The sequence below is a fragment of the Streptomyces sp. NBC_00887 genome (genome assembly GCF_045207585.1).
In genome coordinates, this window is the sequence record NZ_CP108790.1 from 1 (window position 1) to 23,074 (window position 23,074).

Genomic DNA, 23,074 nt, shown 5'->3' on the forward strand with positions numbered 1-23,074 from the left:
CAGCGCTGCGCGCTGGGAGCGCAGCGCCGGGCTTCGCCCGGCGCGGTGACGTTCCGTCACCAGGCTGCTGCGCGAGCCTGGTCGGCCTCCGGCCGGGAGTCGCCTCCGCTGCGCTCCGTCTCCCGCCTGGCCTGGCTCCGCCAGGCCAGGCCACACCCCTTGCTGCGCGAGGGGTGTGAGGGCGTTTCACGCCCTGACGGCCCGTCCGCTCCGCTCCCGGACCGCACCGGCTCCGCCGGGCTGGCAGGGCGGAGGGTGGCCGGAGTGGTGTGACGGCGCGTGATGCAGCATGTGGCGTTGGCGGAACCAGACCACACCCCCTCAGGGGTGTGCATCATTTCTGACCGCAGATCAAAACTGGAACCAGCCCACACCACCCCACGCACCCGTAAGTCACGGTGACAAGCCCTAGAGAATATGAGAAGTAAGTAACTGTCACGAATCGAATCCGTGATGCCGACGCCAGCGGGCTACAAGCGCGGAAACTTCACCTACTGGGATACCAAGCTCTTGCGCTGCCTTCCTCCGCTGCTCCTCAATGGTAATTTTTCGAGAAAGGAATAGCCTAGCTGAAAAGGCCACCAGAATAAGGATCAAGCTAAGTGTGATAATTAAGATAGACCAAATCGCCAAGGCGTGGTCCGGCTTCCCGTCTTTCTGAGCTGACCACACGAGAACGGCGACCAGTGATGTGCCGCAAAATACATAGATGCCCAGCCAGGAAGTCACGGCGTAGGTGAGAAGAGCCTGTGCCTGTTTGGTGAGTTGCGCGGCCGTTGCTAGCGCCTCATCGATGGCTAGCCTTTTTTCTTCGGGAAGCTCAGTGCCTGTACGGATGGCTAGAGCGCTCTCCTTTACCTCGGAGGCGAACATAAGACTCGTTTTCTCCTCCAATGCAGCTCTGAGCCCGAAAGTGTTCGCTAATTCGATGGCCCCGACTAGGAGAATCGCTACGAAAGTCCCCGCGCTAATTGCAGCGAAATCCTGTGACATAGCCATTTGGCCTAACGTGGGCCAAAACCACCATGCTGTTAAAAAGTCCACCATCTGCCTCCCCCTCCCTAGCTTTAGCAGCAGCATAGCGCGTTTCGTTTATCCTTGAATGGGATTTCTGACACGGCCACGCCGAGGACTCAGCCGCCGCAGCCGCCCTTGTAGACGTAGAGAGGTTCACAAACGCTTTCCTCGCAGGCCGAAGAGGAACTGGGCGCGGCGGCACAGAGCAACCGCAGACGCTCAGCCACGTTGCCTCACGGAGCAGACACGTTCAGTTCCCATGTGGTGGGTGCGCCCGGACCAGACGGTTCGGGTGCACCCAGATGATAAGCGGGGGTGTCGAAAATCAGGCGTACGAGTTCACGCTGACCGGGCGGGTTCCGGTGTAAGGCGTCCAGCCCTGCAGCGTGGCGGGCAGGCCCACGCGGGTGTTGCAGTTGATCACCTGGAAGTGCAGGTGGGGCGCGGTGGAGTTTCCGGTGCTTCCCGACCAGCCGACGACCCGCCCCTGGGGGACCCAGTCACCGGTGTTGTAGATGGCCTTGTTCAGGTGTGCGTAGTGGGTGCACTGGCCGTTGGAGTGCCGGATGATGACCTCGATGCCGTTGCCGGCGTACGGCGACCAGTCGGATATGAGGATCGTGCCGGCTTGTGCGGCCGACACCTCGTAGTTCGCCGGGAGCCCGATGTCCCAGGCGTACTCGTTGTAGGGACCGACGTGCGAGTACGTGCCTTCCGGGCCCTGCGTGATGGTGTACGCCTCGCCCGCCGGGTACGGCATCTCGTAGTAGTAATCCACGGCCGTGGCCGGGGAGGCTCCTGTCAGCGTGATTGCCGCCGCCGTCATCAGCGCACCGGCCATGACAACGATTCTGCGCAGAACTGTTCTCGCTGGACTCACGTACTTCTCCGTTCACGTAGTCCCGGGGCGACCTGTCTCCGCGGTCACCGTCGGTGAAGAGATTGCAGGATCGGTCCTGACGGCTCGTCATGCAAGGGCACAAAAAGGGCCTTCGGAGTTCGCTATTGGTCTCGACCACTGGCTTCCGGACATTCCGGTCCACGCCTTTGGCGCAGGCCGGCACGTCGGGGAGCGGAAGGCGCAGTCAAAGCGCCAGGCAGGATGCCACGCCTGACGAGGTGCCGCCGACGCGGCACCCTCGCTCATGCCGGGAAGGGCGCTGACGTGTCACCATCCCGAAGTGATGAATGAAAGTTGACGCGGACCCGACCGCGGAGCCGATTCCTCCAGAAATCCCGGACACCGGGCAGTGAACCGTTCCGGATTTGAGCGAAGGTGTCGGGGCGCAAGCGGGGACTAGTACTGCAACGGTCTTTGTTCTGATGTGTGGGCTGAAGTTTCCCCGTGATCCTGGACACTCGTTCGTTATGCCGCGAGGGCGTGTTGATGCCGCTGCCTGGTCTCGACCGGGGTGAGGTAGCCGAATATCTTGTGCTTGCGCAGGCGGCGGCGGTTGTATTGAACCGAAACGCTTTGTGTTCAGGCTCGTTGATGGTGTGTGAGTGATCTGGTGGGGGATGCGCGGACTTGGTCGCCGGACGCGCAGGAGGCTGTGCGGTTGCTGGCGGTGTCGGCGCTGGTGGAGGGCCGGGACCGGGTGGAGGTTGGATCGACTACTACGACCAGCAGGCCGTCGAGGCGTTCTGGGCTGCGCACCAGGAGGGCATAGGGACAGCCAGGTTGGGCGTCTCCGGGCGCAGGAGCGGGGCCGAGGGCGGGAGGGCGCGGCGCGGGGCGTCCGGTGTCTCAGAAGCGCGCTCAGGCCGTTGAGATCGCGCTCGCGGAGCTACGCCGGGCCGGGGGCTACCAACGCGGCCTGGCCGCGCGGTTGGCCCGCACGCACGGCGGTGGCGCGAGCACGTGGGAGCGGGCCGTCGCCGACGCACGGACCACGTACGCCGCCGAGGTCAACGAGGACTAGGGCCCTGTGTGATGTCGTGATCATTCGATGGCCTTGAGGAGGTCGTCGATCCAGATCATTGAGGCACGGAGCTGGAGGCCGGCGAGATAGCTCTCGGGCGTCTTGTCGTAGCGGGTGGCGATGCCTCGCCAGGCCTTCAGCTTGTTGATCAGGCGCTCAACGGTGTTGCGTTCCTTGTAGAGGTCGGCGTCGTGGCTGACGGGTCGGCCGCCCCTGGCGCCCTTTTTCTTGCGGTTGGCGGCCTGGTCCTTCTTCTCCGGGATGACTGCTTTGATGTTGCGTTTGCTCAGGTAGGAGCGGTTGCCGCGGGATGAGTAGGCCTTGTCCGCGGCGACCGCGTCCGGCCTCGTGCGGGGACGGCCGAGGGGCAGGCGGACTCTCACCTTCGCGAGCACAGGGATGAACTGCGGGCTGTCCCCGGCCTGCCCGGCGGTCAGGACCAGCGCGAGCGGACGGCACCTGCGGTCCGCGGCGAGATGGATCTTGCTGGTGAGTCCGCCCCTTGATCTGCCGAGCAGGGCTTCCTTCAGGCGGAGTCTGTGTCTACGTCGGACGGAGCGGCGCTCGGCCTGTCCGTTCTGTTCCTTTGGGCCTCCCCTTTTTGCCGGGCCTCCTCCTGCTCCCGTGCGGCCTCTTCCAGTGCCTTCATGAGGTGCTTGCTGACGCGCATTCCTGCGGCGTCGTGGTGGGCGCGGACCGTGGTGGAATCCACGCTGACCAGCGACAAGTCTGTTCTGCCCAGCCGGGCGCCCTCGGCGGCCAGGCCTTCCAGCACAGCAGCGAAAACCCCGGCGTCCCGCCAGACACGGAAGCGTCCATAGACGGTGGCCCAGGGACCGAACTCGGCAGGCATCTCCCGCCACTGGGCACTGGACCGAAACCGCCAGATCACACCCTCGAACTGCTCCCGTAACCGCTCCGGATAAGGGCCGTACCTGCCGATCGGCAGATACGGCTCGATGAACTTCCACTGTGCATGGGTGAGTTGCCTACGCGTCACGACCACAGGCCTACCGCGTTCCACCCCGCGAAGAGGACAGAAGCCAGAAACTGATCACGACATCGCACAGGCCCTAGGACGAGGCGCAGCGGCCGGCGTCGCAGCTGCGCGGCGTCGAACCATCCGGCCGCTTGGGCCAGCACCGGGGAAGGCCGTCGTTGTGCCGGTCTTTGAGGATCACCTCAGGAAGCCGAAGAGGCCGTTCCTCTTGGCCTCTTCCCGGCCTTCCTCCTCTTCGGCAGCGAGGGCCGCGGCGTCCGCCTGCTCACGCCTTCTGGTGCTGGTGCAGACGCTACAGTCACTGCCCGTGGGCCGGGTCTCCCAGCCGTCGGGCAAGACTTCGCGGCCGCAGGTCGGGCACGGCCACGCGGCCACGTTCCGCCGGCGCTCATCCTCTTCCCCCTCCTGGCGCTCGCGTTCCTCCTGAGCGTGGTGCTCGAGGCGGCGTTGCTCTTCGCGGGCGTGGTAGGGGCGGTAGTCGTCGGGGTTGGCGAGGGCGTGCTCAAGGCTTTCGAAGGCGGGGTGGCCGGGGACGTCGAAAGCGGGGTGCCCGAAGCGCCACCAGACGGGGCCGTGGGGTCCGTGCTGCTGCAGGCGGGTCAGGGTGGTGGCCAGGACGGGGATGGTGCGGGCGTAGTCCCGGTAGCCGTCCCTGGAGGCCCGGTCATAGCTGCTGCCGCTGTGCCAGCGGCCTTGCCAGCAGGGGGTGGACAGGTCGTGGATGCTCTTCATGCGGTTCATGGCGGTGTCGGGGCTGACGTTCTTCGCGAAGACGAGGGTCAGGGGCGGGTAGCCGGCGCGGGGGGAGTCGTCCCACAGCGTCGACCAGAACGGCACGTCCATGCCGTGGTGGTCCTTGTGGGTGCGTTGGAAGAACCGGCGGTAGTTCTCGATCTTCCTGGCGACCACGGCGGCGGGTTCGGTGTGGTTGTCGACCTCCACGAACATCACCGGCACCCCGTCCTCCGGGGCCCTCAGCACCGCGTCCGCGCGCAGGCTGCCCCGGGCCGGGGTGGTGAACGTACCTGAGACTGGCAAGGGCACCTCGGTCTCCCAGCCCCGCAGATGCCCCAGGCCTGGCGGCCGTGTCGGCAGGGGGCGCGCCTGCTCAGGAACTGGGGCGGTGGTGGTATCGGTGCGGCGGGCAACGGGCTTGGTGGGCAACGGTGGTGACTGGCGGAACGCGTCGATCGTGTCGGTGACCGCCAGGGCGTGCGGGGCGCCGGCCTTCGCCGCGTCACGGGCGGTGCCGCCCATCTCCTTGACCGGGCGTCCCACCTCCGAGGCGGCTGACGCGAGGCCGGCGGTGGTCAGGTTCCACAGGTCCCGCCACACCGGCCGCCCCGCCGCCGACATGTAGGAGGTGCGGCCGACCGATTCGACCAGGCCGACCGAGCGCAGATCCTTGCACGCGTTGCGGACCGTCTGCACATCCGCCGTGCCTGGCAACACCAGCTGCCGCAACTGCTCAGCCGTCGCGACCTTCACGATGCCCAGCGCAAGCAGCACCAGCCCCCGCGCCTTCGCCGTCGACCTGTGCGGCCACGCACTCTTCCCCACGACTCGCTCCCCGCCTCTCTCTATCCGGCGCCCTGGTGCCGGTTCGTTGCCGGGCCGGGGCGCCAGCCCGCGGCCCGCGCCGCCGCGACCCTCGTCAGAACCCCTTCACCGCCCCCACTCAACAGCGGCAAAGGGGTTGTCGGCGGGGTGGGCACGCCTCGAAGCAGCGTCCTACCTGCGCAAAGACCAGCCCTTACGACGATGATCACTGTAGGGGAAAGTGTAGGGACAACTATAGGGACGGGCGTAGGGGAAAACGTAAGCGGCGGTCAGGGCTCGCCCAACTCACCACGGGCATGCATGCCGACCCCGCAGCCCTGGGTGCGCAGGCAGAGACGGCCGAGGACCGGACCGGTGATGTGTGCGCCGCCGACGCGCTGCGCAGCCGCCGGTCGGCACTGCAGCGGCGGTGCTCGAGGACCAGGAGGGGCCGCAGCCCGGCAGACTCCGCGGTTTCCGTGTGCCAGGGTGTCCGGTGCCCGGAGCGGGAGGCTGGTCTCTGGCACCGGCGACGGAACTCACGCTCCGGGCACCTGACAGTCGTCCGCCCCTGTCGACCACCTGAGCGTCATGCAACAGATTCGACAACAAAAGTGTCCAGCGAGCAGAGTGCCGTGGTGAGTGACCGCGCACGCCTCTGACCTGCGGTGGGGAGTTTCTAACCGGGAAACTCACCACGCCCCGGGGGTCTACTCACCACGGCGGGGACAACTCACCGCGAAAACCCACCACGGCCCGGCCGAACTCACCCAGAAAACTCCCCACGGCAGGCCAGAGGCTTGCCATGGTCAGTTGACGACCTGGACCTCGTGGACGTCGGCGGTGAACGGCGTCTGCCGGGTTTCGGTGAACTGGCCGCCGTCGTTGAGGGCGGGTGCGGTCCACGTGACGGTTGTGTCGCACACGTCGTCACACATAGCGTCACAGCTGTTGTCATCGCGCCCAGGGCCCGGCGGGCGGGGTGGGGCCCAGGAAGCCCGGCCCGGTCCGGAGCAGCGCGACGGGCCGGAGAAGAAGGCCAGCGCAGCGCCGCCCGACTTCCCCGAGACCACGCCCAACACCAGCCACCACACCACCACCCCATAGCCAGGCAGCCAGGTAGAAGAGGGGAAGTCTGAGCACTCACCGCCAGAAAACTGGGGGTTGACCTGCGGTTGTGTGAGGAGAGGGCGGAGTCATGCGCGCCCGATAGTGCAGGGGAAAGTGGAGCCGATAGTGCAGGGGAAAGTAGTGGATAGTGCAGGGGATAGTGCGCCCCGGACGGTGCCTGTTCGCTGCAGGGCCCACCGGGCCGCCGCGGCCCTCCCCCACGTCGGCCGCGCATGGCGCTCGCTGCGCCCCCTGCGGCCGACAGGTTCTTCACCGGCCACACGCGGCGCGACGAGACGGCGCTGTGGCACACGTTGATCGGCGGAGTGGCTTCGCTCACGGTACGCACCCATGCCGGTACTTTGAGTAGACGTTTGTCACTCTCGGTGAGGATTTGATAGGTATGCCGTACTCCCCCTTGCTGGTCAAGCCGTTCCGGGACGAGCTGACCTCCATCGGCTTCGTCGAGCTCCTGACCGCCGAGGACGTCGACCGCGCCATGAAGGAAGCCGCGACCGGCATGACCCTGGTGGCGTTCAACTCCGTCCAAGGCTCCGCCGCCGGCGTTGCCCGGCCCGGCGTGAGGCTCGCCCTGGAGGGCGGCTCCAAGCGCCCCGACCGGCTGCTGACCGTCTTCGACGAGCAGGACCTCGAAGCCACCCAGCAGATGCGCAGCTACTTCCCGGACATCCCCCCGTCCCACCCCTCCTTCGCCCTCTTCAAGGACGGCGAACTCGTCTACTTCGTCCCCCGCCACCGCATCGAAGGCCGCAACGCCCAGAGCCTGGCCACCGACCTCGAAGCCGCCTTCAACGAGTTCGGCCAGTAGTAGCGCGCCCTTCCCTGAAAAGGGTGCTGGGTGTAGGGGTCACCCTGCCCGCGACCGGGCGACCATGCGCTGCTCGCCCCTGCGGCGACTGCCGGTGGGGAGAAGTGAGAACGGGCCTTCAGTGCCCCGTCCCGAGCGCCGCTGTTTGCGTCACCAGGAGGCGTCACGCGGTGACGCCTCCTGAACGCGACCGTCGCCGCCATGCCCGCGTCCGGCAGCGTGGTGAGCAGTACAGGCTGTCGGATCGCTTCGTCTTCCCGAACGGGTTGTCCGCGGCGTACCAGGTGCTGCCGCACTCGGGGCACGTGAAGCGGGGCCAGGGATGGCGGCGTCCTTCGAGGACTGCTTTGAGGGCCGCCCCGCCGGCGTCGATCGCCTCACGCCGGGCCTTCATCGTGCGCCAGGCCCTCGTTCTGCACGTCGCGGAGCAGTACCGGCGGCTCTTTCGGGACCCGTCGGGAAGCGGCGTTGCGCACTGACCGCAGCGCGGCGTCTTCCTGGTCACCACGTCTCCAGGGTGCCCCTTCGGCGCAGGCTTTGACCATCACCCCGGGGGCTGAGCAGCCCCCGGGGAGGAGCTCAGGAACAGGCGCTCACCGGCCGGCGCGCGGGGCAGCGAGCGCGCTGGCGGCGCGTGGATCTGGGAGCGGGCCGTCACCGACGCCCGGGCCGCGTACGCCGCCCGGGCTCGGCCAGGGCGTCCGCGAGGCGCAGCGGCCGGAGTAGGCCCACCGCCTGGCTGTCGGTCCGGAGCAGCGCGACGGGCCGGTGAAGAGGTCCGCGCAGCGCCGCCCCGTCTTCCCCGAGACCACGCCCAACACCAGCCACCACACCACCACCCCATAGCCAGGCAGCCAGGTAGAAGAGGGGAAGTCTGAGCACTCACCACGCAAAAACCGGCGCCTGACCTGCCGTTATGCAGAGGCCCGCTCCCGGGAGGTGTCGGTCATAGTGTCGGTCATCCTCTCGGTCATACCGTCGGTCATATTGTCGGGATTGTTGTCGGGCACCCCATGCCGGCTGCGCAGCGGACCGCCCGGCGCTGCAGCGGCGGTGCTCGAGGACCAGGAGGGGCCGCAGCCCGGCAGACTCCGCGGTTTCCGTGTGCCAGGGTGTCCGGTGCCCGGAGCGGGAGGCTGGTCTCTGGCACCGGCGACGGAACTCACGCTCCGGGCACCTGACAGTCGTCCGCCCCTGTCGACCACCTGAGCGTCATGCAACAGATTCGACAACAAAAGTGTCCAGCGAGCAGAGTGCCGTGGTGAGTGACCGCGCACGTGTCTGACCTGCGGTGGGGAGTTTCCGACCGGCAAACTCACCACGCCCCCGGGGCTTACTCACCGCGGCGGGGTCAACTCACCGCGAAAACTCACCACGGCTCGGCCGAACTCACCATGGAAACTCCCCATGGCAGGTCAGCGGCTTGCAGCGGTCAGTTGAGGACCTGGACCTCGCGCACGTCGGCGGTGAACCCTGTGGCGCGGGTTTCGGTGAACGTCCCGCCGTCGTTGAGGGCGGGCGCGGTCCAGGTGACGGTCCACGTCGCGGTCGCGGTCCCCTTGAACCGGCCGCCCGGCTGCTCGGAGGAGGGCCGTTCGTAGAGGTGCCCGCAGTCCGGCGACGTGGTCACCTCCTGCGTTTTCCTGTAGGGGGTGCCGGGGCCTTGGCAGGTGACGGTCGTGCCGTCGCCCATCGCCCACCGCACCCTGGTGACCTTCGCGGTGGCGGTGACGGTGACACCGCCGGCCGTAGCCGTAGCGGTCGCCGGACCGAACGACGACGGCGACGGCGTGGCCCACATCCACATCGGCATCCCGACCACATACGTCCCGGCCGCGCGGGGGCTGGCGACCTTCGGGCCCTCCAGGCGCATCGAGGCCGCCGCCCGCCGCGCGACGAGCTCGGGGTCGATGGTCGGGGCGGCCGGGCCGTCCTGGCCCTTCGGGACGAAGACGACGCCGCCGCGGCCGCTGTCGCACTGGGCCTTGTAGACCCCGCCGTCCTTCGGATCGTGCCCCTTCCATGACAGGTGTCCGGCCGGGGGAGGCGGCTGGACCAGGTCGTAGGAGCACTTGTCGGTCGGCTTGCGGTCGCCACCGGTCGCGGCCGGGGCAGCCGCGGCCGGCTTGCCGCCCGAACCCGAGGATCCCGACGAGCCGGAGGCTCTGCCGCCGTCGGCGGCGCAGATGGTGACGAGGATGCCGGAGTTGTCGCAGACGCCACCGCTCGGCCCGTCGGCGTGCGCGGCCGGGGTCAGGGCGGCGACCAGGGCCACCGCGGCCGCGGCCGTCGCGGCCGTCGCGGCCGTCGCGGCCGTCGCGGCCGTCGCGGCCGTCGCGGCCGTCGCGGCCGTCGCGGCCGTCGCGGCCGTCGCGGCCGTCGCGGCCGTCGCGGCCGTCGCGGCCGTCGCGGCCAGCTTCAGCATGACCGGCTCCCGTCCGGCTTGTACGCGGTGACCATCCAGCGTTCGTTGTCCCAGCGCTCCACCGTGGCGGTGGCGACGTAGCGCAGCGGCTGGGCGGTGGGCAGCGGGACCACCTCACCCGAAGGGGTGCGCTCGGCTTTCCACTTCGACAGGTCGATGCAGTCCTCCACCGTCGCGGTGGGGATCTTCGCTTCCATGTCGAGCTCGGCGACCTCCGGCTCGTGGCCGAGCTGGCCGGTGCCGATCGTGCCGCTCTTCTTCATGTGGGCCAGGTCCCGCTCGAACGCGGACAGCGCGTCGAGCGTGGCGTAGTCGTCGAGCTTCGTGCCGTCGGGCGAGGCCTTGCGGTAGGCCTTCATCTGCTCGACCCACATCGCGGTGTACGAGGCGAGGACCGCGGTCTTGTCCGCCGCGTCCGGGTCCGGCGGGGACGCCGAGACGGCGGGCGGTGCCGTCGAGGCCGCAGACGGGGCCGTCTGCGGCTTCGCGTCGTCGCTGCCACCACCGCAACCGGCCAGTGCGAGAGCGAGCCCCACACCGGCGCACAGCGCCATCACGCCCGGTCGGCGCCGTGTCTGTCGATCTGTCATCAGGGTCCCCCGGGGTTCGCGAACAGAAGCCGATCACCGTAACCACCTGCGCACAGGCGGTTATCGGGATTCAGCCAGGCAACGAGCAAACGAACCCCGGGGGCACGCAACGGCATCACCTGGTGAGGGCGACGACGGCGACCAGGACCGCGACGACCGCGACGAGGAGAGCGCCGCCCCCGAACGCAACGGTGAGGGGCTTCTCCAGGCGGGGGTGGCGGTGGGTGACGTAGGCCAGGCCGGCCATGAAGAGCACGAACACGAGGACCAGGAGCAGCCCGACGAACAGGACGAGGGTGAGGTTGAGCGTGGGCACGGCGGGATCTCCATTTCGGTGGTGCGCTCCGGTTGAGCGCGGGGCCACAGTCCGCGATCCGGGCCGTCGAATCGAGCTCTCGCGAAAATCCGCTCCGGCCCTATGCCAGGCGGGTCCTGACGGGGCGTAGAGCAGATTCGCGAACGGTTGACGAACGGTGTCGCGGGGTGGTGGCAGCACCTTCGAGCGCCGAGGGGTTAGCCCCGCAAGTCCGGTTCGAGGGATCCCAGATTTCCGACGCGGCGGGCCGTATTCAAGAAATCGGGCCGACGAGGTTCGCGGCTCGGATTTCTTGAATGGACGACACGGCGGTGCTACGGGGCTGCCCTCTCGAAAGTCGTCGAGGGAGTGGAACGCCCGGTACACCGGAAGGGAGTCAGATACCTGCGAGCCGCCCACGGCGTGGCCGGCCGCCGCGAGGATGCGCGGATGAGGATCTACGGGAGCGAGCCCGGTAAGCCCGACGTCGAGGTGGCCGGGCACCGGTACGCGGCACTGATCGGCGGCCCGCTGGACGGGCCGCGCCTCGATGTCACCGGGTGGAGCGTGCAGCAGCTGCTGGACGGCGCGGCGCTCATCACCGAGCTCGGCGCGTACGGGCTGGGGCGGGCGGGCCCACTACGAGGGACAACCCGGCGACCCAGGCCGGCTGCGCTGGGTCGGCGACAGCGCCTGACCCACTCTGGCGCCCCGAGGGTGCCGTGTCGGCACTGCGGTCTGGCGAGGAATGCGCGATGCGGCCCCTCGGCTCCGGCCGCACCACCGGTTCCGTGTACCCGAAGCTCACTGACCCGGCGGGGTACGGGTTCCCAGATGCATTCTCGGCGCACTCCAGTAGATAGATGGCGATCACACGATGTGCTGCGAAGCCTTGGTTCCCGAGCTCCGCCAGCTTTCCGTTGTCAACCTGCCCGGTTTGGCCATGGTGAGCCGCGTCGATGATGCGGTGGGACACCTGCGTGACAAGGTCTGCGAACGAGCGCGGGAGCTGGAGGTCGGCCCGTTCAGGATGGACGCTGGTTGGGATGCGATAGAACGCAGCCGTGAACGCCTTCAATTCCTCCAGCACCTGAGCTTCGTACTCCGCGGCAGATACACGGCGCTCAGCTTCCAAGCTGCTGAGGACTCGCTGAGCGTTGGTCCACCAAGCACGGATCTCAGCCCGTGCAGTTGCCACGATCTCCGACGCCAGGGCGGCGTCAGCGCGGTAAGCCGCAGCAGCTGCGGCGGCTGCGTCATCACGCCGCTTCGCCCGCTGAACTACCAAAGCACCCCCGGCGCCGATACCGGCCCCGCCCAGCCCACTCACCAACGCGAGAATCGCCTCCGTCAACGCCATCTTGCGATAGTGCGCTCCCGGCAGCGGGGTCACAAGAAGCTCCTCCGTCGTCCCTGGCCGAAACCCCGCGAACTCCCGAAGCGGCCCACGGCGCGGCCGGCGCCGCGAGGATGTGCGGACGAGGATCTACGGCAGCAAGTCCGGCGAGCCCGAGGTCGAGGGGACGCCCCAGGCGCCGAGCTAGTCCCGCTTCCAGCCGTCGGCAGGCGTGCGGGCGGCATCGACCTCTTCCGGTGAAGGGATATACGTCATGGATGGTGAGCGCTCCGTGTTCAGAAGTTGTCCCGCAATGTGGTGGCGGAAAACCGACAGGTCAGATGCCTTGCTCAGAGGGAGCCATCCCTCGGGCATGGGAGAGGTCGCAAACGAGGGAGGTTGAGCGCCGACGGGTGCGTAGTACATCTCTGCCCGCTCTTCCCACACGGTCGACTTCAAGGCGACCTGCTCGTCGAACACTTCCTGTCGAAGTTTCAGAATCCCGGCCTCGTTCAGTGCCCGGATGAAGTTCAGGAGTTCGATCGTGCCGACCATCGCCCAGGCCACCAGGGGAACAGCGGCGCGAAACCGGTCGCGCAGTCCGAAGGTGTCGCCTTCCTTGCGTCGCTCTGGGTCGTGATGCACCACGTCTCCGTAGATCCAGGCCATGGCCAGCCCATGCGCATCGAGATCACGCTCTTCGCCCGTGGACGTGTCAGCGACCATGACCCAATAACCGGATTCGTCGCGCGTCGAGGGGCTTACCCGTGTACGCCACTCAGCGCGTGCGGCCCGTATCCACGCTGCATCTTGTGGCGCTGCTCGGCAGGTGTAGCCCAGAGCCGAGAGCGCCTTCATGTGAAAACAGTCCTCCTGCTCCAGCAGAATCGGCCTGATACGCGCTGCCGCAGATTCGACCACTTCCTCGGGTGGGAGCTCGTACGAGATCCGGACCTCGCCTCGGTCAACACGGACGTTGATGCTCATGCGAGTCAGCTCGACAAGAGCGTCCCAATCGACGGCCAGCGAGTGTTCCTCCACCCTGCGGGCCCTCAACACGAAAGCCTCCAGCAAGCGTTGGTGCTTCTCGTCAAGAGTCTCCGTCTGCCCGCGGCTCACGCTTCCCCCCTCGCATCAATCGCTTCCAGCATGACGTGCCTTCTCCGTCGTATCCATCCAATTCACCGGCCTGATCCTTGCCAGAAGGAGAAGCGCGGCTGGTCGAAAGGCGTGCCCCGGCTCAGCGGCGCAGGCGCGAGAGCGGCGGCGAGACCAGCTGGTGGCCTTCTGCTCCAGCACGGCCGACTCCTGCTTCTGGCGCGTCGCGTTCGGCCAGGCTTCCTTCCAATCGATCCCATGTCGCTGGTGGCAGTCCCCGCGCAGGGGCGGACGGGCCTTCGAAGGGAGGCGTCCCAGCCGGTGCACTCCACCGCCTGCCACCGCTCGTACGTGAACGCTGCCTTGCACTCGGTGCAGCGAGGACGGCGGGCGTAGCGCATGAGGGCATGCTGTATGGATCTCCAGAGCCTCAGCTCTTGCCGGCCCCGCTCAAAAACAACTCTTCGAACCGCTGATACTCGCGGCGCAGGCTGCCCTTCCCTGTGTAGGCGGCGTGCGTTGCAAGGAAGAGACGCGGTCCCGCCCAAGCACCGTTCGACCACAACTGGATCAACCATGCCGGAGCTGTGCCGATGTCCTGCGACAGTTCAACCCACACCGCTGTGTCGGCAGCATGCTCGCCATGAGCCATCGACGAGCCGCTCGTCCAGGCGTACCCCTCAATGCCGATACGGCGCTCAAGGTTCTCGCTGAGCCAGTCAATCGAAAGGGGTGTGATCTCGGGGGTGCGACGGCCCTTCTTCACAGGCCAGCCCCGGTCCTTGGCGTAAGCCAAGATGTCGTTGATGTCCTTCGCAGGATCGCGGTTGGACCCGTGCGCGTCATCCACGTCGCCGTCGTTCTCAACGAACTGGTCGGCATCGGTATCGCCGCCGAGCATTTTCCCGAGGCGGATACCTGCCGAGAGTCGTGCGAGGCGACGCGTCAGGGCACGTTGCAGGCGCTCGTCAGTGCTGATGGTCGGGTCGATTACCGCTGTGGCCCACAGGCACGCCTCGAAGACGCCACGCGCGACCGAGACCGCGCCCATCAGCGACTTCTCTGCACGAAGCAGGACGGCGAACCCCCGGAGCTGATCGGCGGCGCTGAGGATGTTGACCGCTGATTCATACCGGAGAACCGTTGCGGCTGGTTCGGCGCGATCACCGAGCATGACGTCCGGGGCCTTCGTGTCCTCTCGCGCCGGGCTCTCATGCTCCGGTTTCCAAGGCTTGAGGCCCAGTTGCGTGAAACCGTCGGCTATTTCGTCGACCGCTTCCGCAAGGGCGTCGCGATGCGCATGTGCCTTCTGTCTGCCTTGGCGCAACTGGACGAGGATATTCATCGCCCACGCCTCGCCGTCCCTGCTCGTATCGCCTTCGCTTGTCACAGCCACACCCTGCCAGATGGCTCCGACCAGGAATTAGCGCTTTCCGTCCCGTGCTCCTTCGCGGCGACCGCTACAGGGTGGTGGGCTCCTGGTTCAGCTACGACCATCACGGCGTCTTCCATGACGGCCTGCACATTTTCCTCGAACCGGTCACTGAGGAAGATGACCGTCTCCGGCACCTCGCCCCCGACTACTTCCGGCAAGACCCCGACGCCTGAGCACCGCGACAAGGCTGCCCCACAACCCGACCTGGGGTGCGGGGCAGCCTTGTCACGCCTCGTACACGCACCGTGGCTCACGCGGCGACGGTGACCGTGTTGGTCTTCCGGCGCTTCGGCGGGCCATAGGCCGGCCCATGCTGCGGGCCGAACGCGACGGTGTATTCATATGCAATGTTGTTCGCGAGCGGGATCGAGCGGGACTGCGAGCCGCCACCGCTGACCGTGTCCTTGATCGCGGAATCCTTCCACACGCCGACCGGCTCCTGCTTGAGGGTCAGCAGAGAGGACAGTCGATCGTGTCCCAGTTGCGGTGGATCGCGATGGCGACCGCCCGCAGCGTCATGCCGTCCCAACTGGTCAGGTCGGAGCCCCAGGCGTTCAGGACCGTCGTAAGCGTCTTGCGCAGGAGGCCGTCTGCGGGGTCACGCATCCCGTGCACCACCTTGAGCGCCTGGATCGCCGAGATGCCGTTCTTCGACGTACCGCTCGACACGTGCAGACCGCAGCTCTCCATGTCCGCGTTGTCGTGACCGCCTCGACCTCCTGCGCGGTGACCGCCACCGCGAAGCCCTCGCATTAACGTCGCGCGGTCGCCAGTCAGGATTCACGTAGTGGGCCGGGACACGCCGGCAACGTACGCCTTGAGGCCGTAGCGGCTGTACGTACCACCCAGCGAAGAGGTTGGTGGGGTTGCGGAAGGAGTAATCGCGATCGTTCACGGAGAGTCCGTGCCCAGCAACCGTCCAGCGCGCGGGGCCGGGAGCCCCTTGGTCATCCAGGAGAGCAGAGGCTCTCGGGGTCTTCCACGCCCGTGCGGGCGCGCAGCGCATCCGCCAGGCGGCCAACAGCGAAGGCGACTCGGCGCCGACGGGGAGAGCCGGGCCGCGCTATGGCTTCGTGTGGGCTTACTCGAAGCGGTCGGTGAGGGAGGCGAGGGCCCACTTGCGGTCGGCGTCGTCCAAAGACGCAAGGAGCGTTGCGCACTGTTCCAGGACGGTCTTGCTGCGGGGCGGCAGCCCGCCCTTGGCCCGGGCGGCATCGCTGTCCCAAGCAGCGTCCAGTTCCCTCGCTACAGGCCTGAGGTGCTCTCGCAGCGCGGCACGACCGGCTCCGCGGGTCTTGTTGGCATGGCAGTTAGGACACAGGGCAATCATGGCGCTGGGGTGATCGCGGCCTCCTCGGGCATGGTCGTCGATGTGGTCGACTTCCATCAGGGAGCCGCCTGCCGCCGTCTGGTAGGGAAGCGCGGGCAGGAAACACCACGGGTTCTCACACCGGCCCTCACTGCGCAGCAGGACCGCCTCGCGTGCCTGGCGGTCGCGCGCCCTGCGTGAGCCTGCGGTGTCGGCGCGCTGCTCGTGACGTCCGTCTGCCTCGCGCTCCTCCACCCTGCGTCGCAGCTGGCGGTATCGCTCCTGCGGTGGCATCGTCCGCGCGCGGATCCGTCGGCGGGGGAACGGCTGCGGTTGTAGGGACAGCTCAGCGCGGGCCGGGCCTACGGGGTGATCCGCTTCCCGTTGTCGTCCGAGCCACAGCGTTCGATGCTGCCCGTCCAGGACCGTCAGGTAGTCGACTGGAAACAGGCGTTCAGCAACCATAGCGGCAGCGATCAGACCTGCTTCCACGGTCTTTCCCTGGCCGACGCCAGTCCGTGTGGCCAGCCTGTAGCCCATGCCGAACCGTCCCAGGACAGCTCGGCGATCTTCTCCGGATGCCGGACGTAGTGCCTGCCGTCCTCGCAGCCAGGTGGGCAGCTCTCGTCGTTCCGGCCCGTCACTCTCCCACACTTCTCCCCCTCGTTCTCCTCCGATCAAGACAGCAGGTTCTCACCCCCCACTGACAGTCGCCTGGCTGCGTGCCGACGTCACGACGCGGGTCGCTCCGCTATCGGCTCTGGTAGGCGCGAGCCTCAATGCTCAACTGACGTAGACAGTCCAGCAGAGCCGTAGGGTTCGACCTCACCTCCGCAATTCGGGTGAGTGCAGTCGCGACCGTCGCGTCATCCAGGGAGTCCACCCACGCCTTGATCATTACTCTGTCGGCTCCCACTGAAGACACGGTCTTAAGAGCGGCCGGTCTACCAGAAGCGGCGGAACAGGGGTGCGCCAGAGTAGCCGCGGACTCTCTTGTGGCCGTCTTCTACTGGGCCAGTGGCTTTGGGGCCGGCGGCTCGGATCGCTTCTTTCCGGATCGGGTCGATGGGTGTCTCGCTCTTTGCGTACTCGGTGAGGCGTTCGATGCGGAGGTCTTCGATGCGGCGTTTCTGCTGTGGTGTCAGGGGCTTGGTACGTTGGGTCGGGGCCGCTTCTCGCATGTCCGCCAGGACGTTGCTGGAACGGAGCTGTTTCGCCCCCCGCTTCTTGAGACGCTTGGCCGCGTGGGATGCCCAGGGCAGGTTCTGTCCATGCCCCACGGCACAGATGGGTCGCCACCCCTTGGAAGCTGACACCCATTCGTCGATGATGACTCGTCGCCCCTCGCGGGCCAGTTTGTCGGCGCGGCGGGCGGCAGCCTCGAGGGACGCGACGTGGCCGTAGCTGACCTTGGTGTTCGGCAACTTCATGCTGGCAACTCGGTAGCTGTGCTGCATTGATGCGGCCCGTGTCATCTGCCCCCCAGCAGGAATCACGCCTTCTCAGGCCTGTGGCGAGACAGTACTGGGAGCATTGGCGTTGACGCCAGGCCACGGATGGGGGGTGCCGCGGCCGTCGTTGTTGAGGCGGTGCTTGAGGTCTGTGGCGACGTTGCGGCGCCGCAAGTCCCAGTACGCGGCGTCCAGACGGGTGCGGTTGGCCTTGTTGGGGGTGCGTTCCTCAGCGAGCCAGGCCATCAGAGTGCGGGGAGCCACGTGGATGCCTGCGCGATCCATGGCCTCGTATCCGGCGTCGGTCTTGGTGAGGTAGCGCAGGCGTGCAGCGAGCCCACGGTCGCTGTCCACGGGCGACTGGATGCCGGTGACCATGTTCTCGATGGCCGCGCCCAGGGCGTCCGCGCCCGGTAGCCCGCGGGCGTTGAACATGCCGAGGTCTTGCCAGCGGCCGGCCATCAGCTAGTCGCCTTGCCGACGGTGTATTCGCCGGACGCTTTGGCGTCACTGTGCTTGATCTTCATCTGGGCGACGCCGCGGCCTTCGGGGAAGACCTGGCGCCAGTCGCCTGTCAGATGGAGTTCGTCGGTGCCCATCATGCTGATGATGTCCAGGCCGGCCTAGTGTGCCTTGTAGGCCTTGCCCCAGAGATTGGCGTAAGCCTGGGAGTGAATGATGTGCATCCAGTCCGGGCGCACCATCTCCCTGACCTGCTCGCCGCTTACCTGGATCACTACCTGCATCGGCCCGACCTCGCCTACGACCAGCCGACAGCCATGGGCGCCCTGGCGTACACCGACTCCGTCCTGCACAGCGACCGGGCCAGCCGTTTCCTCCAGGAGGGCGGCCTGTGGCGGCAGTGGTTCCAGGACGCGCCCCACATGCACGGCGAGGACGGCATTTCCACCTACCTGGGCGGCATCCGCCTCGCCTGCACCGTCATCGACGAATGCGCCGACACCTGACCCCATCGGTCTTGTTCGCGTCGAAGACTCTGGCTCGTCGTCCTTGACGCGGCGCCTCTCCGTCACGCCCACAGAAGTCAGTCGGTGTTGACGACCTGGACCTCGCGGATGTCCGCGGTGAACGGTGTCTGCCGGGTCTCGGTGAACGTCCCGCCGTCGTTCAGCGCCGGGGCCGTCCAGGTCACGGTCCAGGTCGACCGGCGCCCATAGGGACATGACCCGCAACACAGCTCGCCCCAGCCAGTGCGCAGATTGCGCAATGGATGCGCAGTCCAGGAACGCGTCGAGGTGGGGCAAGGTCTGCCTTGCGGTTCACTTGCCTGTGGGCCCCTCAACGTAAGGAAGGCCGACTGCTGCGAGCTTGGTCTGCAGGTTGATATCGCTGGTGGCGGCGTACAGCTTGGAGCCAGGGTGCTGGGACTGCAGCAGTAGCGCCGAGGCAATGAAGCGGTCGTCTGGTACGTCCAGGTCCAGCCATGTGGGGAGTCCATCCGCACGTGGCTCGACGTGCTCGAAGACCGCGTAGACGTCGCCCGCAAGCCGTGCGCCTGTACGTACGTCTCCGTTGTCACGCATCGCCTTCAGTCTCCGGTCGGCTCTCCGTGCGGCCTCCCGGAGCTCGGGACGATTGTGGCTGCGCTTGAGGTCGTCGACTTCGCGCAGCACAACGGGCAGGAGGTGGACCATGTAGCGGGAGCCGACGCTGTCTTTGTAGAGCGTCACGTCGGGGTCGTCGATCAGCGTGTTGGTGTCGACGACGACACGCACGTTCCAGTCGTCCGGCGGTAGCAGCTCAACGAGCTCGCGAAGTACAGCGGCCGCCTCTGTCAGTCGCTTCTTCGCGCTTGGGACGTCTGCGGGGGCGCGGTTCTTGACTCCGCCTTCACGGACTAGCCAGTCCTCCAGGAGTCGGATCGCATCATCCATGCCGCGCTGAACCTTGGGTGTGGGGTGGGGGAAGAGGAGCCGGAAGCGCGGCGCCCAGTCGCGTACCTGTCGCAGCAACCCCATCCTGCTGGTCTCCGCGTCGGGGGTGCTTGGCACCCACGCCCAGGGATGGCCGAGGATCTGGATGCCCCCCTGGTTCATCTGCCTCGCCTTCACCTGAGAGCTGTCCAGAAGCCCTTGGTAGGAGGACTCCGTGTCCGCCAGTTCCGACAGCAGCTGATCAACGTAGGTGGGGGCGGCAGTTTCTTGGGCATGCCCCGATGATCCTCCAACGCGCCCGACGCGAGAGGTGGGTTCGATAGATCAGTGCACTGGTCTCTACAGGTGCGGCGAGGCAATTCGTTAGGCAGAGGCGCAGCAGAGCCAAGTGGACCTAGTAATGTTCAGCCACATGAGCATCCCCACCCCGAGAGGGGAACGAGAGAAGCTAATTACCGCTCTCACCCCCCAGCTGCGCAGACACCTGAAGATCCGCGCTTTCGAGCACGGAATGGACATCCAGGACGCCACCGAGCACGCGATCAATGCCTGGTACTCGGCAGACGGTCTACCGGAGATCAAGACCGACGGAGCGAAGACCTGGGGCACTTTCCTCCCCGTAGGAGGGCCGGACAAGTTCAAGGCGGCCTGCACGGAGCGCGGCGTTACCTACGTCCAAGGTCTGGCGCAGGCCCTCACCCTGTGGCTCGACAACCACCCCTCGCCTACCAGCCCTTTGGTGGCCCAGCCGGTGGTGCGGGTGATAGTGGCCAACCAGAAGGGCGGCGTCGGGAAGACCTTCATCTCCTCCGGCATCGCGCAGGCCCTCGCGGAGGCCGGCCGACGGGTTCTGATCGTTGACTACGACCCCCAGGGGCACCTCACCGCAGAGCTGGGCTTCGAGGACGTCATGTACGAGGACGACGTCGAGACGCTTCTCATGCACATGGACGGCACGGCCAAGGGACACATCGGCGACCTTCTCGTCGCGCTGGATCAGGAGCGCTTCGGAGAGCGTCTCCACCTTCTGCCGGCCTCCGACGATGCGTTCCTGCGGGACGTCGCCCTATCCAAGGTCAGTTTCAGCGAGGCTGCGCTGGAACGTGCGCTGGAGCCCCTCGAAGCCGACTACGACGTCATCATCATCGACGGCCCCCCCAGCCTCGGCCTGAACATGGACACGGCCTTGTACTACGTGCGCCGCCGCGACGGTGAGCTCGCCGACCGGTCGGGGCTCATCACCCCTGTCTGGGCGAACAAGGCTTCGCACAGGGCGTTCCGTCTGCTCAAGAGCCAGAAGGAAGACCTCTGCCGCAAGGGACGAATCCAGGTGGACTACCTCGGTCTCGTCGTCAACGCCTACGACAGTCGCCGCGGCAAGCTCGTCCAGGAGAACAAGGATCAGTGGGAGCTGAGCAGCACTCCTGGGGTGTTGGCTGTAATCGGTGACTTGAAGGAGGGGCGCGAGGCTGCGGACGGCGAGATCCCGCTGCTGGAGTACGCGCCCGACAGTGACCATGCGCAGGCGATGCGCGATCTGGCGAAGGAACTGGCGGTATGAGCGACAGCAAGCCAAAGCGAATCACCCGCGGTTTCAGCATGGACGAGGACGGCCAGGACTCGGGCAAGCCCGCGCCGCGGCGAGTGCGCACCCGCCAGCAGATCATCAATGGGGAAGGAAAGCGCCCGCCGGCAGCTGTTCCCATTGCGCAGCTCGCGCACAATCCGTTCAATCCTCGCGAGGAGCTCACCGAGCTCGAGGAGACTGCCGAATCCCTTGCGGCCAGGGGACAGGTCCAGCCCGTCGCCGTGGTGCGGCGTGCCGCGTTCCTCGCCACGCACCCCGGACTGGATGAGCAGCTCGGGGAGGCCGAGTACGTCGTCATCGATGGCAACCGACGTCTCGCCGCTGCTGGGCTGGCCGGTCTGGCGGAATTGCGGATCGATGTGAACGACGATCTCGCCGCGAGTGCTGCGGACATGCTGGAAGGCGCGTTGATCGCAAACGTGCACCGTGTGGACGTCCCCCCGCTGGATCAGGCGAAGGCGATCCAGGAGCTCGTGGCAATACACGGCTCTCAGGGCCAGGTAGCGAAGCGCTTGGGGAAGACTCCCGCCTGGGTCTCGCAGCGTCTCGCGCTTCTTCAGCTCACACCCGAACTCCAGGACAAGGTGCGGGCAGGGGAGCTGAAGGTGGAGCCGGCGCGCCGTATCGGTCGACTGCCCAGGGACCAGCAGGCCGCAGCCGCAGCCGAAACCGTTAACGCCGTTAATACCCCGCGCCAGCGGGCACCCCAGCAGAGGGCGCATCCCTGGGACAGCGAAGACGTCCCCCGGGTAATGCTGGACGCGGAGTCACCCGAGACAGAAGCGGCCGCCTCAACCGTTAACGGCGTCAATACTTCAGCCCAAGGCGCACCCCAGAAGACCCCCTGGAGCGAGGACGCCCCTAGTGCCTTTGATGCGCCCTCTACGGAGACGTCCGGAGCGGCATCCTCAACGCAGACCGTTAACGCCGTTAACGGTCAGGGCTTGGGATCCGCTCAGGCTGAGCTGGTGCTGAGCGATTCTGCTTCGCCGAATGACGTGGTAGACGCGCTGGTTGCCCGCCTCTCAGCAGCGGAGCTGGTTGTGGTCGCAGAGCTGCTCGTTGACCGAGTCGGTCACGCGCAGAGTGAGGTGGAGCAGGCGTCTGCCGTGTGACGCAGGTAAACGCACCCAGCGGCTCTCGTACCAAATCTCGGGCGAGAGCCGCTTCACTTGGTCGAGGCTCGAGCATTAGCGTCCGGGAGCCCTGGGCCAGCGAACAAGCTGACCACGACCTCGGGTGAGCTCAGGCCGGAGCCCGGGGACCAACCGGACGGGCTGTTGGCGGACTACTTTGATCAGCCGCCTCACCCCAGGAGGACGTCAAACGACGGGCGGCGGCGCGGGGGACTGCGATTGAGACGCGGCGTTGGTCGCGGTGCGTCCGGCCGCAGATACGGCCTTCATATCGTCGGGATCGCTGCGGTTGAGGACGAAGACCTTCGCCAAGGCCAACAAACTCGGTCCGCACAGGAGGATGGCTAGCCACCATGCGTCGGCTGCCACGTAGACCCCGGCGCCGAGCATGGCGACGGCTATGACGGCACCAACGATCATGCCCGCGAGGTGGCGCCTGTGGGCGCGCTGCTCACGCCGCTCCAGAAACTCTCGCTCGTCAACGTGGCTCTGGCGCTGCATGTCAAGGCGGGTCATGCGCTCCTTGTGGTCACGCCGGAGTTGCGGCTCCAGCGCCTTCAACGCGACATCCAGTTTGTCGGCGCCAAGAGCTACACCCCATTTCATGGCGATCTCCAAACCAGCAGAGACGACCGGGTCGCCTTCGGGGATCTGTGCAGCCGGAAGCGTCCCGCTGTCTTCCGAGGTCACTGCTGGGCCCCTCCTCCGCCGTTGGAGGCGGGCGCATAGTCGTTCTCGGCCGGCTCAGGCGGTGGACCGAGCCGGATAAAGAGCACGGCCAAGGCGTGGTCCAAAGACTTCGCCGAGGTTGGCGCCACAGCTGATGCCTCCTCGACGGTGGGCGGCTCGGTGTCCGAGCTGCCCGGCAGGTTGACCTCATGTAGGGGGGACTTTTTCTTCGGTGTCCAGAGTGCGGAACCGGCGACAGACAACGCAGGTCTCGTCCATCGGCTTCTCGGCTGCGGCAGGGGCCTTGGCCGCGTCCTCACAAGGGGAGGTCGCCGATGCCCTGACCGTTTAGCTGGGGCCGAGTTGCCTCTCATGGTCTCGAGGTACGCGTTCATCAAGATGCGCCGGTCGTACCTTTTGCGGCCAACGA

20 protein-coding genes and 3 pseudogenes are annotated in these 23,074 nt (G+C 66.9%); 6 read left to right on the forward strand and 17 right to left on the reverse strand.

The annotated features are described in order from the left end of the window. Window positions 1-273: hypothetical protein (locus tag OG844_RS46295; protein ID WP_406396479.1), on the forward strand; the 273-nt coding region annotated here is incomplete at its 5' end. Between the two features lie 162 nt (window positions 274-435). Here OG844_RS46295 and OG844_RS46300 read toward each other — a convergent pair. Both OG844_RS46300 and OG844_RS46305 read right to left on the reverse strand, forming a co-directional pair. Further along, window positions 436-999 carry a hypothetical protein gene (locus OG844_RS46300; protein ID WP_406396481.1) on the reverse strand — a complete coding sequence of 188 codons (564 nt, stop codon included), beginning with the start codon at window positions 997-999 and terminating at the stop codon, window positions 436-438. Window positions 1,000-1,342: 343 nt separating this feature from the next. After that, window positions 1,343-1,858 carry a M23 family metallopeptidase gene (locus tag OG844_RS46305; protein WP_327267791.1) on the reverse strand — a complete coding sequence of 172 codons (516 nt, stop codon included), beginning with the start codon at window positions 1,856-1,858 and terminating at the stop codon, window positions 1,343-1,345. 901 nt (window positions 1,859-2,759) lie between these two features. Here OG844_RS46305 and OG844_RS46310 point away from each other — a divergent pair. Then, the gene (locus OG844_RS46310; protein WP_331734710.1) at window positions 2,760-2,939 is read left to right on the forward strand and encodes a hypothetical protein; all 180 of its coding nucleotides are present in this window, start codon (window positions 2,760-2,762) and stop codon (window positions 2,937-2,939) included. A gap of 20 nt (window positions 2,940-2,959) precedes the next feature. On the opposite strand, the pseudogene OG844_RS46315 reads toward OG844_RS46310, so the two are convergent. Continuing rightward, a pseudogene (locus OG844_RS46315) lies at window positions 2,960-3,939 on the reverse strand (IS5 family transposase). A gap of 177 nt (window positions 3,940-4,116) precedes the next feature. Further along, window positions 4,117-5,499: a replication-relaxation family protein gene (locus tag OG844_RS46320; RefSeq protein WP_406396484.1), complete on the reverse strand. Its 1,383-nt coding sequence runs from the start codon at window positions 5,497-5,499 to the stop codon at window positions 4,117-4,119. A 1,492-nt stretch (window positions 5,500-6,991) separates the two neighbouring features. On the opposite strand from OG844_RS46320, the gene OG844_RS46325 reads away from it, so the two are divergent. Then, window positions 6,992-7,417: a BrxA/BrxB family bacilliredoxin gene (locus OG844_RS46325; RefSeq protein ID WP_331734714.1), complete on the forward strand. Its 426-nt coding sequence runs from the start codon at window positions 6,992-6,994 to the stop codon at window positions 7,415-7,417. 1,432 nt (window positions 7,418-8,849) lie between these two features. Here the strand turns inward: OG844_RS46325 and OG844_RS46330 are convergent. The 11 genes and pseudogenes from OG844_RS46330 to OG844_RS46380 all read right to left on the reverse strand — a co-directional run. After that, the gene (locus tag OG844_RS46330; protein WP_331734715.1) at window positions 8,850-9,842 is read right to left on the reverse strand and encodes an ATP/GTP-binding protein; all 993 of its coding nucleotides are present in this window, start codon (window positions 9,840-9,842) and stop codon (window positions 8,850-8,852) included. Further along, entirely contained in the window at window positions 9,836-10,432 is a 597-nt protein-coding gene (locus OG844_RS46335) for a hypothetical protein (protein ID WP_406396485.1), read from the reverse strand. Before OG844_RS46335 ends, OG844_RS46330 begins: the two co-directional genes overlap by 7 nt. 115 nt (window positions 10,433-10,547) lie before the next feature. Further along, the gene (locus OG844_RS46340; RefSeq protein ID WP_331734717.1) at window positions 10,548-10,748 is read right to left on the reverse strand and encodes a hypothetical protein; all 201 of its coding nucleotides are present in this window, start codon (window positions 10,746-10,748) and stop codon (window positions 10,548-10,550) included. 1,519 nt (window positions 10,749-12,267) lie between these two features. After that, window positions 12,268-13,182 (reverse strand): hypothetical protein, encoded by a 915-nt coding sequence (locus OG844_RS46345; protein WP_406396487.1) that lies wholly within the window; start codon window positions 13,180-13,182, stop codon window positions 12,268-12,270. A gap of 409 nt (window positions 13,183-13,591) precedes the next feature. After that, the gene (locus OG844_RS46350) at window positions 13,592-14,506 is read right to left on the reverse strand and encodes a hypothetical protein (protein ID WP_331734719.1); all 915 of its coding nucleotides are present in this window, start codon (window positions 14,504-14,506) and stop codon (window positions 13,592-13,594) included. 340 nt (window positions 14,507-14,846) lie between these two features. Then, window positions 14,847-15,023, reverse strand: coding sequence for a hypothetical protein (locus tag OG844_RS46355; protein WP_331734721.1), 177 nt, complete (start codon window positions 15,021-15,023; stop codon window positions 14,847-14,849). A gap of 23 nt (window positions 15,024-15,046) precedes the next feature. Further along, window positions 15,047-15,286 (reverse strand): hypothetical protein, encoded by a 240-nt coding sequence (locus OG844_RS46360; protein WP_331734722.1) that lies wholly within the window; start codon window positions 15,284-15,286, stop codon window positions 15,047-15,049. Between the two features lie 391 nt (window positions 15,287-15,677). Beyond that, window positions 15,678-16,199, reverse strand: coding sequence for an HNH endonuclease (locus OG844_RS46365; RefSeq protein WP_406396488.1), 522 nt, complete (start codon window positions 16,197-16,199; stop codon window positions 15,678-15,680). A 650-nt stretch (window positions 16,200-16,849) separates the two neighbouring features. Next, window positions 16,850-17,335 (reverse strand): hypothetical protein, encoded by a 486-nt coding sequence (locus OG844_RS46370; protein ID WP_406396489.1) that lies wholly within the window; start codon window positions 17,333-17,335, stop codon window positions 16,850-16,852. A gap of 132 nt (window positions 17,336-17,467) precedes the next feature. Then, window positions 17,468-17,818 (reverse strand): annotated as a pseudogene (locus OG844_RS46375) (transcriptional regulator); the annotation flags it as partial. After that, window positions 17,818-18,066: pseudogene (locus OG844_RS46380) on the reverse strand (DNA-binding protein); the annotation flags it as partial. The pseudogenes OG844_RS46375 and OG844_RS46380, both read right to left, overlap by 1 nt. On the opposite strand from OG844_RS46380, the gene OG844_RS46385 reads away from it, so the two are divergent. Next, the gene (locus OG844_RS46385; protein WP_331734725.1) at window positions 18,037-18,324 is read left to right on the forward strand and encodes a DUF6000 family protein; all 288 of its coding nucleotides are present in this window, start codon (window positions 18,037-18,039) and stop codon (window positions 18,322-18,324) included. The pseudogene OG844_RS46380 and the gene OG844_RS46385 sit on opposite strands and share 30 nt — an antisense overlap. Before the next feature lie 312 nt (window positions 18,325-18,636). Here OG844_RS46385 and OG844_RS46390 read toward each other — a convergent pair whose 3' ends face one another. Then, on the reverse strand, window positions 18,637-19,413 hold the full coding sequence (locus OG844_RS46390; RefSeq protein WP_331734726.1) for a PIN domain-containing protein: 777 nt from the start codon (window positions 19,411-19,413) through the stop codon (window positions 18,637-18,639). 250 nt (window positions 19,414-19,663) lie between these two features. On the opposite strand from OG844_RS46390, the gene OG844_RS46395 reads away from it, so the two are divergent. Then, entirely contained in the window at window positions 19,664-20,812 is a 1,149-nt protein-coding gene (locus OG844_RS46395; protein WP_331734881.1) for a ParA family protein, read from the forward strand. After that, a complete protein-coding gene (locus tag OG844_RS46400) occupies window positions 20,809-21,954 on the forward strand; it encodes a ParB/RepB/Spo0J family partition protein (RefSeq protein ID WP_331734727.1) in 1,146 nt (381 codons plus the stop codon). Before OG844_RS46395 ends, OG844_RS46400 begins: the two co-directional genes overlap by 4 nt. A gap of 207 nt (window positions 21,955-22,161) precedes the next feature. Here OG844_RS46400 and OG844_RS46405 read toward each other — a convergent pair whose 3' ends face one another. Further along, the gene (locus OG844_RS46405; protein WP_331734728.1) at window positions 22,162-22,665 is read right to left on the reverse strand and encodes a hypothetical protein; all 504 of its coding nucleotides are present in this window, start codon (window positions 22,663-22,665) and stop codon (window positions 22,162-22,164) included. Between the last annotated feature and the right edge of the window lie 409 nt (window positions 22,666-23,074).

What these genes read in the sequence shown, in the direction of transcription:
- OG844_RS46300 (WP_406396481.1), bottom strand. Translation starts at nt 999, where the DNA reads ATGGCTATGTCACAGGATTTCGCTGCAATTAGCGCGGGGACTTTCGTA.
- OG844_RS46305 (WP_327267791.1), bottom strand. Translation starts at nt 1,858, where the DNA reads ATGGCCGGTGCGCTGATGACGGCGGCGGCAATCACGCTGACAGGAGCC.
- OG844_RS46325 (WP_331734714.1), top strand. Translation starts at nt 6,992, where the DNA reads ATGCCGTACTCCCCCTTGCTGGTCAAGCCGTTCCGGGACGAGCTGACC.
- OG844_RS46330 (WP_331734715.1), bottom strand. Translation starts at nt 9,842, where the DNA reads ATGCTGAAGCTGGCCGCGACGGCCGCGACGGCCGCGACGGCCGCGACG.
- OG844_RS46335 (WP_406396485.1), bottom strand. Translation starts at nt 10,432, where the DNA reads ATGACAGATCGACAGACACGGCGCCGACCGGGCGTGATGGCGCTGTGC.
- OG844_RS46350 (WP_331734719.1), bottom strand. Translation starts at nt 14,506, where the DNA reads ATGAATATCCTCGTCCAGTTGCGCCAAGGCAGACAGAAGGCACATGCG.
- OG844_RS46360 (WP_331734722.1), bottom strand. Translation starts at nt 15,286, where the DNA reads ATGGAGAGCTGCGGTCTGCACGTGTCGAGCGGTACGTCGAAGAACGGC.
- OG844_RS46365 (WP_406396488.1), bottom strand. Translation starts at nt 16,199, where the DNA reads ATGCCACCGCAGGAGCGATACCGCCAGCTGCGACGCAGGGTGGAGGAG.
- OG844_RS46370 (WP_406396489.1), bottom strand. Translation starts at nt 17,335, where the DNA reads ATGAAGTTGCCGAACACCAAGGTCAGCTACGGCCACGTCGCGTCCCTC.
- OG844_RS46390 (WP_331734726.1), bottom strand. Translation starts at nt 19,413, where the DNA reads ATGAACCAGGGGGGCATCCAGATCCTCGGCCATCCCTGGGCGTGGGTG.
- OG844_RS46395 (WP_331734881.1), top strand. Translation starts at nt 19,664, where the DNA reads ATGAGCATCCCCACCCCGAGAGGGGAACGAGAGAAGCTAATTACCGCT.
- OG844_RS46400 (WP_331734727.1), top strand. Translation starts at nt 20,809, where the DNA reads ATGAGCGACAGCAAGCCAAAGCGAATCACCCGCGGTTTCAGCATGGAC.